The 7,048-nt window shown below is 44.2% G+C and carries 9 protein-coding genes and 1 riboswitch; of the genes, 7 read left to right on the forward strand and 2 right to left on the reverse strand.

The window, feature by feature from the left end; translation table 11 throughout:
* The 3 genes from AC29Z1_RS11045 to AC29Z1_RS11055 all read left to right on the forward strand — a co-directional run.
* A partial coding sequence (locus AC29Z1_RS11045) for a phosphoribosylamine--glycine ligase (protein ID WP_488271516.1) occupies window positions 1–470 on the forward strand: 470 nt, incomplete at its 5' end.
* A 27-nt stretch (window positions 471–497) separates the two neighbouring features.
* A complete protein-coding gene (locus AC29Z1_RS11050; RefSeq protein ID WP_488271517.1) occupies window positions 498–1,055 on the forward strand; it encodes a DUF456 domain-containing protein in 558 nt (185 codons plus the stop codon).
* A 10-nt stretch (window positions 1,056–1,065) separates the two neighbouring features.
* The gene (locus AC29Z1_RS11055) at window positions 1,066–1,656 is read left to right on the forward strand and encodes a TetR/AcrR family transcriptional regulator (RefSeq protein ID WP_488271518.1); all 591 of its coding nucleotides are present in this window, start codon (window positions 1,066–1,068) and stop codon (window positions 1,654–1,656) included.
* A 121-nt stretch (window positions 1,657–1,777) separates the two neighbouring features.
* Here the strand turns inward: AC29Z1_RS11055 and AC29Z1_RS11060 are convergent, their stop codons facing one another.
* Window positions 1,778–2,602, reverse strand: coding sequence for a MetQ/NlpA family ABC transporter substrate-binding protein (locus tag AC29Z1_RS11060; RefSeq protein ID WP_488271519.1), 825 nt, complete (start codon window positions 2,600–2,602; stop codon window positions 1,778–1,780).
* A 125-nt stretch (window positions 2,603–2,727) separates the two neighbouring features.
* Window positions 2,728–2,831: riboswitch (SAM riboswitch) on the reverse strand.
* A 201-nt stretch (window positions 2,832–3,032) separates the two neighbouring features.
* On the opposite strand from AC29Z1_RS11060, the gene AC29Z1_RS11065 reads away from it, so the two are divergent.
* Genes AC29Z1_RS11065 through AC29Z1_RS11075 form a run of 3 tightly spaced genes read left to right on the forward strand, consistent with a single transcriptional unit; the run spans window position 3,033 to window position 5,070 of the window.
* Window positions 3,033–3,347, forward strand: a complete 315-nt coding sequence (locus AC29Z1_RS11065; RefSeq protein ID WP_488271520.1) for a YerC/YecD family TrpR-related protein — start codon at window positions 3,033–3,035, stop codon at window positions 3,345–3,347.
* An 18-nt stretch (window positions 3,348–3,365) separates the two neighbouring features.
* Window positions 3,366–4,550 (forward strand): ATP phosphoribosyltransferase regulatory subunit, encoded by a 1,185-nt coding sequence (hisZ, locus tag AC29Z1_RS11070; protein ID WP_488271521.1) that lies wholly within the window; start codon window positions 3,366–3,368, stop codon window positions 4,548–4,550.
* Complete coding sequence (locus tag AC29Z1_RS11075; protein ID WP_488271522.1) at window positions 4,543–5,070, forward strand: HD domain-containing protein; 528 nt, start codon at window positions 4,543–4,545, stop codon at window positions 5,068–5,070. Before hisZ ends, AC29Z1_RS11075 begins: the two co-directional genes overlap by 8 nt.
* 7 nt (window positions 5,071–5,077) lie before the next feature.
* On the opposite strand, the gene AC29Z1_RS11080 is transcribed toward AC29Z1_RS11075, so the two are convergent.
* On the reverse strand, window positions 5,078–6,040 hold the full coding sequence (locus AC29Z1_RS11080; RefSeq protein WP_488271523.1) for a D-2-hydroxyacid dehydrogenase: 963 nt from the start codon (window positions 6,038–6,040) through the stop codon (window positions 5,078–5,080).
* Window positions 6,041–6,238: 198 nt separating this feature from the next.
* On the opposite strand from AC29Z1_RS11080, the gene hisG reads away from it, so the two are divergent.
* Complete coding sequence (gene hisG / locus AC29Z1_RS11085) at window positions 6,239–6,904, forward strand: ATP phosphoribosyltransferase (RefSeq protein WP_488271524.1); 666 nt, start codon at window positions 6,239–6,241, stop codon at window positions 6,902–6,904.
* Window positions 6,905–7,048: the final 144 nt, after the last annotated feature.

Below are 7,048 nucleotides of genomic sequence, written 5' to 3' on the forward strand. Positions count from 1 at the left end.
TATATGCTGGCTTAATGATTACTGCCCAAGGGCCAAAAGTCATTGAATTTAATGCCAGATTTGGTGATCCAGAAACTCAGGTGGTATTGCCGCTGCTGGATAGTGATTTGGTGGATATTATGGAGGCGTGTACTGAGGAGCGGTTAGCGAATATCGCCATCCACTGGAAACAAGAAGCGGCTGTTTGCGTTGTGCTGGCAGCAAAAGGTTATCCGGGTGCTTATGAAAAAGGCAATGAAATAACCGGCATTGCTGAGGCGGAAGCCGAGGGTGCGCTGGTCTTTCACGCTGGTACAGGCAGACAGGACAACCGTATTGTGACAACAGGCGGCCGGGTGCTTGGCGTAACTGCGGTTGCGGGTAATATTCGCGCTGCGGTAGAGAAAGTGTATCACGCTGTATCTAAAATCAATTTTGCGGGGATGCAGTATCGAAAAGATATTGCCCACCGGGCGATTAACCGCAAGTAAGGCTAAGCCAAGATTGATGCGCGGATTGTGACAGATAGCTGGCATACCTATCTCAAAGGAGTGCATATGTTGGATGCAGGGTTAACCGTCATGAATTTACTGGTAATAATAATAAGCGTAGTTGGTATTGGTATGACGGTAATTGGTTTACCTGGTAATTGGCTTATATTATTTACAGCACTGGGTTATGGCTACATGGAAGGCTTTACTCATATGAGCAGCACGGTACTCTTATTGCTTTTTGGAGCATTGCTGACAGGCGAATTGGTTGAGTTTTTAGCAGGAGCGCTGGGGGCAAAAAAAGAAAATGCATCCCGTGTGGCCATCGTGTCTGCATTTATTGGTGGGATTGCCGGTGGTATTCTTGGTACCGGTGTTATACCAGGACTTGGTTCCATTGCCGGAGCAGTTGCTGGGTCTTTTGTCGCCGGTTATGTAGCGGAGTATGCTGTTACTGGCAGCAGGGAGAGAGCTAGCCGGGTTGCTAAGAGTATTATGATTGGCCAGGCCTTGGGAATGATATTCAAATCAGCGATAGCCATCGGAATGGTAGTGTTCATCATTTCCAAGCTAACTTGGCAATAGGAGGAAACTTATGAAACGCCAACAGATACTTGATGCTGCCTACACTGTCTTTTCCCGCAAAGGCTATCATCGTGCCACCGTAGACGAGATTATTGCTTTAGCCGATACTGGCAAAGGTACAGTATATAACTATTTTGTTAATAAGGAACAACTCTTTTATACCTTAATCAAAGAACGTAGTGCCGGTTTTGAGGCTGAACTTGAGGTCATTGCCGCTCTTGCTGAACCAGCGGTTGAAAAAATTAAGAAAGCCATAAGGGTTTTTTTAGAGTTTTATGTGCAAAATGCTGATTTGTGGCGGGTATTGATGCATGAAATGCGCGGGTTAGGACATGAGGAGCCGTCAAACTTTACCGAGGCAGAGCGAGAAAAATACCGGGAACGATTTGCATATACCATCGGGATTTTGCAGAAGATCTTGCAAGAAGGAATTGAACAAGGTGCTTTTCGCAACTGTGATGTGCATAAAGCTGCTCATGGTTTATTTAGTGTTATTGTTATGATGGTGTTTCAAGGGTTTGTTGGCGAACAGGATGATTCTATTGATCAAACCGCCAATAGCATTGCTGACATTTTTATGTACGGTATAGCTAACCGATAAACACTATTCTCTTGAAGGGAAGACATGCTGTAGCATTATCACCAAATCACCAATGAGAAATACGATTAGCATTTTGCTGAGTGCAAAAAAAGAGTCTGGAAAACAGACTCTTTTTTGCATACTAAAACGCCGGAACAATGGCACCTTGATATTTTTCATTGATAAATTTTTTAACTTCTTCAGAAGTTAAAGCTTTGGTTAATTTTTGGATTTCAGGGCGATTTTCATCGCCTTTGCGGACAGTAAGGATATTAGCATAGGGAGAATCCTTTTGTTCAATAAACAAAGCGTCTTTGCTTGGGACCAGTTTGGCTTCCAGTGCATAGTTGGTGTTGATGACCGCTAAGGCAAGATCATCCAGTGAACGTGGCAATTGGGCGGCTTCCAGTTCACGAATTTTTACTTTTTTCGGATTGGCAGTAATGTCGCTAATGGTCGCATTTACACCAACGCCTTCTTTAAGGGTAATCACACCAGCTTTTTCTAAAAGCGCTAACGCGCGTCCACCATTAGTGGGGTCGTTAGGGATACCAATTTCTGCCCCAGTTTGCAGGTCATTGAGGTTTTTTACTTTTTTAGAGTAAATGCCCATAGGTTCAATATGTACAGCAGCAGTATAGGTCAGGTCCAGTTTGCGCTCAGCGCTGAATTTGTTCAAATAGGGAATGTGCTGGAAGAAGTTAGCGTCAAGCTCTTTTTCCGCAACCGCCATGTTAGGACGGACATAATCGCTCATTTCCACAACAACCAGGTTGATGCCTTCTTTTTCGAGAATCGGCTTGACTACTGCAAGAATTTCGGCATGAGGCACGGGAGTTGCTCCTACTTTAATTGTTATTTTATCTGAGGCTAAAGGGGCAGGAGTTTGTTTGTTACCGCAGCCGACAATAAAAGTGGAGACAGTTAATAAAGCAGCAAGGAGCAAAAAAGTAATCTTTTTCTTCATAACAATATGTTCCTCCAATGTTTTCTTTTTGTAGTGGTAAACAAATGAAGCTCTGGCTAAAAGCAGCCTCCTTTCCCAAAATTATAAAAACCACCGCGGCAGTCCGAAGTGGTTTGTTGTCCAGTTCTTCATCTGCCAGGAAAGAATCCTGTGGAATTGGCACCGTTCGCAACAGCGATGGTTGCCGCGGCTTCATTGGGCCATTCCCTCAGCCAGCTCTTGATGAATAGTATGTAATTATAATTTATAGACGTTATCTTATCACCGATAGATGTGACTGTCAATAAAAAAATAATTAATTTATAAGAAACGAATAGTATAATATATAATATATTTTAACTTAATAAAGATAAAAAGGATTAAAGAAGGAAATGCTGGGTACGTAGCGAATACATACCCACAAGGATGTATTTACAGGAGGCGTAATAGTATGACAGCAAATCCCAAATTGAAAGACCCGCTTATTGATCAGCTGTTTCGAGGCATTTTATCACTGACTAATGAGGAAGAATGTTATCAGTTTTTTGAGGATGTATGCACAATTGGTGAGCTTAAGGCTATGGCTCAGCGGCTGGAAGTGGCTCGGCTGTTAAAAGCTGGAGTCATTTATGACGACATTGTAGCTGCTACTGGGGCCAGTACTGCAACCATCAGCCGGGTTAAGCGCTGCCTTTATTATGGCGCAGATGGTTATAAATTAGTATTAGCTAATCTAGAAAAACTAGAAAAAAACGAGGATAACTAGTCGGAATGGAGTGTTAGCATGAAAAAACAGAATTATGTGCCGCAAATTCCGTATGGCACCAAGGACTTGCTGCCCCGGGAAGCTAGGCAGAAGCGTCTTGTCGAGGGGGCGCTTGCCGAACTGTTTTCGCGCTGGGGCTATGATGAAGTAGTAACTCCGACGTTTGAATATATGGAAACATTGGCAGTCGGTACAGGCGGCAACATTCAGCAGCATGTATTTAAATTTTTTGATAAAAATAATCGGATTTTGGCACTCAGACCAGATATGACAACTCCGATTGCCCGGGTTGCAGCCACCAGACTGAGAGAAAAGCCGCTGCCGCAGCGGTTGTTTTATATTACCAATGTTTTTCGCCATGAGCAGGCGCAGGCTGGCAGACAATGCGAGTTTTATCAAGCCGGTGTGGAACTGTTAGGTGCACCTGGTCCGGCGGCTGACGCCGAAATTGTAGCTTTGGCGGTAGAGGCGATGTTAGAAGCCGGTTTGACTAATTTTCAAATCGGTATAGGTCAAGTGGATTTTATCAACGGTTTGATGGTAGAGAGCCAGTTAAGCCCTGAGCGCCAACAGCAAATAAAATCAGCTATGGTTTCTCGCGACTTAGTGGGGCTTGGCGAATTGCTGGCACAAAGCGAACTCAGTCCGGCGGCACAAGAACTACTGAAGCAAATTCCGCTCTTGCACGGACGGGAGGATATGCTCAATAAAGCGTACCGATTGGTTAACAATCCTCTCAGCCGGTCGGCCCTAGATAATTTGGCCGATATTCACAAGCTTCTGGCAGGCTATGGCGTTGAGCAGTATGTCAATTTTGATCTTGGCATTATACGTGACTTCGATTATTATACCGGGATGGTATTTGAAGGGTATACGCCGGGATTGGGTTTTCCGTTATGTGGTGGTGGCCGCTACGACACCATGTTGGCTTCATTTGGAGTTGCCAAACCAGCGACAGGCTTTGCGCTAGGTATTGAACGGGTATTACTAGCTTTAGAACGTCATGGCCTTGATATTAGTGTACAAGGAAAAGATGTGTATATTGCCTGGAATGAAGGCAATCTTACACAGGCCATAAAAATGGCCCAGCAGTGCCGGCAACAAGGACGGCGGGCAGAACTGGCGCTGGCTGCTGAGTCGCGGGCGATAGCGGAATCTGTAGTCCGCGAGCAAAATTATAAAGAGCTGATATATATTGAGTAAACGTATAAAACAAGTAGTGTCAGCACTCACCGCCCGTATAAGTGAAACAGACCGGGAGTTTGTGAGGCAGTATTTAGACCAGAAAGAAGCCCGCTTCTTTTGGCAGATGAATCTCCCTGACCAGCGGCATGCTTTGAATGTAGCATATACGGCGCGTGAGCTTGCCGCTGGCAATAAGGAAGTTGATCAAACCTTGTTGCTAAAATGTGCGCTCCTTCACGATATCGGCAAAGTTAAAGGTGATGTTAGTACTGCTGACAAAATCATTACTGTAATTTTGGATACCTTGATACCATGCTGGGCCAGACGTTGGGGGCGGCTAGGGCGGGGCGGCAAGATAGCCAATCTCAGGCATGCTATATATATTTACTATCATCATGCTGCCCGAGGAGCAGCGATGCTGAAGGCTGCCGGGATTGGCAGTCAGATAACCGAGATTATAGCCAGACATCATGAGGCACCATCAGATGGTGACCTGCCGGAACTTAGGCTTCTCAGAACGGCTGATAGCCTTAACTAATACTTAGTTAATAGCCTTTTATCTTATCGACCACGTTTAGCATGTCACGACCCTGGATAAAGCGGGTAAGATTGTCGGCAAACAGCTTTATGGCGCGGTCAAGATAGGATGGTGACAAAGCTGCCACGTGAGGAGTAATGATTACATTGGGCATGTTCCATAATGGACTACTTTCAGGCAGCGGTTCACAGGCAAAGACATCTAGGCCTGCGCCGGCAATGAGGTTTTGCTCTAACGCAGTGATTAGGTCAGCTTCGTTGACAATAGCTCCTCTGGCAATATTAAAGAAATAGGCTGAGGGTTTCATGGCTGAAAAGTGGTGTAACTTAATTTTATTTTTTGTATTTTCAGTCAGCGGCAGAGCGACAACTACATAATCGGCCTTGGACAGCATTTCTAACAGGCTATCATCATCAGGCGGATAAAGTTTGTCTACAAATAACTCGGTGGTGACTTCCTGTTTACTGGCAAGTACGGTCATTCCTAATGCTTTGGCCTTTTTGGCAATCTCACGTCCGATGGACCCTAAACCAACAATGGCAAGGGTATGTTCATGTAATTCATTAGTTGGCATGCGTTTCCATTCACGGGCATTTTGCTGACGGAAACTGACAGTAAGTCCCCGGCTGAAGGCCAGCATCATGGCTAGCACATGCTCGGATACTGGGATACCATGGATTCCTTTCGCATTTGTAAGGATGGTGTCTGATGCTTGTATTTCCGGAAACAGCAGGTTTTCCACTCCGGCGCTCAGGGCATGAATCCACTCCAGGTGGGGAGCAGCCAGGTACAAATGGCGGGTTTCCATCCAGCCCCAGGTAACTAATATATGGCAGGAAGGCATATGTTCGAGAGCATTAGCCTCATCAGTAACAATTATATTTATATTAATATTCGGCTCTGCTGCCAGAATAAGCTCACGATGGCGGTCAGCAAGTTGATTGAGCACGACAATATTCATTACAGACATAAAGAACCTCCTTATGGCATTACGGTTAGTATCCTGCCAAATACTTCTACATATGCAGTTAGTTTTCCTACTTGTCTGTAAAGATTGGTTGATACCTGGAAATCATACTGGTTACCAAAGTATTGACCTCTAAATAATATCATGTTAATATTATTACGTTAATACTTTAAATAACTAAAGAATAATGGGAGGCATGACATGACCTCAAAAGATATGGATTACCTAACGATTGCTCTTCCCAAAGGAAAGTTATTTGATCGCTCTGCAACTATGTTGGCTAACATAGGCTATAGCGCCGATGGCCTTAGTGAGAACTCACGAAAATTGGTGATTACCAATGAAGCCAAAAAGATTCGGTTTATTATCACTAAGACGGCTGATTTGCCAACTTATGTAGAATATGGTGCAGCCGATATTGGCATTATTGGCAAAGACGTACTGTTAGAAGAAAGCAAAGATGTTTACGAGCTATTGGATTTAAAATTTGGTTTCTGCCGGATGATGGTAGCAGTGCCGCAGGCTCTTAAACAGGAAAAGCTGACTGATTATGCCCATATGCGGGTGGCTACCAAATATCCCCGAGTGGCAGAGAGGTTTTTTCATAGTATTGGTATTCAGATGGAAATTATTAAACTGAATGGGTCGATAGAGTTAGCACCCATGGTTGGGCTGGCAGAAATTATTGTCGATTTGGTAGAAACCGGTCGGACACTTAAAGAGAATAATTTGGTCGAAGTCGCGCAGATTCATCCGGCAACTGCCAGACTGATTGCCAACCGGGTAAGTTTTAAAATGAAATTTGACCGAATCAATACCATAGTGGAAAAATTAAAAGAACTAGTAGAAAGTGAGGGCAAAACATGAAAATACTATTCAGCGGTTTTTTGAGCAAAGCGGAAATGGCAGAAGTTTTGGAAAAACCAGCTTTCGATAAGGTGGTTTTAGGGGCAGCAGCCAAAAACAGGATAAAAGAACTGTTTGGTGAAGACCTTTCCGCTCAACAGGTGG

Source organism: Sporomusa sp., assembly GCF_057736855.1.

Coding starts and splice junctions, on each gene's coding strand:
- AC29Z1_RS11055 (WP_488271518.1), top strand. CDS start 1,066: ATGAAACGCCAACAGATACTTGATGCTGCCTACACTGTCTTTTCCCGC.
- AC29Z1_RS11060 (WP_488271519.1), bottom strand. CDS start 2,602: ATGAAGAAAAAGATTACTTTTTTGCTCCTTGCTGCTTTATTAACTGTC.
- AC29Z1_RS11065 (WP_488271520.1), top strand. CDS start 3,033: ATGACAGCAAATCCCAAATTGAAAGACCCGCTTATTGATCAGCTGTTT.
- hisZ (WP_488271521.1), top strand. CDS start 3,366: ATGAAAAAACAGAATTATGTGCCGCAAATTCCGTATGGCACCAAGGAC.
- AC29Z1_RS11080 (WP_488271523.1), bottom strand. CDS start 6,040: ATGTCTGTAATGAATATTGTCGTGCTCAATCAACTTGCTGACCGCCAT.
- hisG (WP_488271524.1), top strand. CDS start 6,239: ATGACCTCAAAAGATATGGATTACCTAACGATTGCTCTTCCCAAAGGA.